At 68.5% G+C, this 783-nt stretch carries 1 protein-coding gene; it reads left to right on the forward strand.

Annotation, left to right across the window (positions count from 1 at the left end; genetic code table 11):
* Positions 1–783 (forward strand): YeiH family protein (locus VQ044_RS25400; RefSeq protein ID WP_327650460.1); only part of this gene is annotated, 783 nt, incomplete at both ends.

The raw sequence follows: 783 nt of genomic DNA on the forward strand, positions 1-783 counted from the left end.
TTCCTGTCCGAACATTACGGCGCGCCGGCCATGCTGATGGCGCTGCTGCTGGGCATCGCCCTGAACTTCCTCACCGAGGAAGGCAAATGCGCCGCCGGCATCAACTTCACCGCCAGGACGATCCTGCGCATCGGCGTCGCGCTCCTCGGCGTGCGCATCTCCGTCGCCCTGTTGATCGGCCTCGGCCCCGGCCTGATCGCGCTGCTGGTCGCCGGCGTCGTCGCCACCATCGTCTTCGGCTTCGCCGCGGCGAAGCTGCTCGGCCGTGGCTGGCGGCTGGCGCTCTTGACCGGCGGCTCGGTGGCGATCTGCGGCGCCTCGGCGGCCATGGCGATCGCCGCCGTCCTGCCGAAGAACCAGTACTCCGAGCGCAACCTGATCTTCACCGTGCTCAGCGTCACCGTGCTCAGCACCGTGGCGATGATCGTCTATCCGCTGCTGATCCCGATCTTCGGGTTGAAGGACCAGGCCATCGGGGTGTTTCTCGGCGGCACCATCCACGACGTCGCCCAGGTCGTCGGCGCCGGCTTTTCGGTTTCCGAGGAAGCCGGCGAGACCGCGACCCTGGTCAAGCTGATCCGCGTCACCATGCTGGCGCCGGTAGTGCTGGTGTTCACGCTGGTGTTCCGCGCCACCCACAAGAGCGAGGCCGAGGCCGGCAAGCGGCCGCCGCTGATCCCCGGCTTCGTGCTCGGCTTTCTGGCGCTGGCCGCGCTCAACTCCTTCGGCCTGATCCCGAAGCAGGCGGCCGACATTACCGCCGATGTCTCCGGCTGGGCGCTC

Origin of the sequence: Aurantimonas sp. C2-5-R2 (assembly GCF_036549495.1) — a bacterium.
In the GTDB taxonomy this organism is placed as follows: domain Bacteria; phylum Pseudomonadota; class Alphaproteobacteria; order Rhizobiales; family Rhizobiaceae; genus Aurantimonas; species Aurantimonas coralicida_A.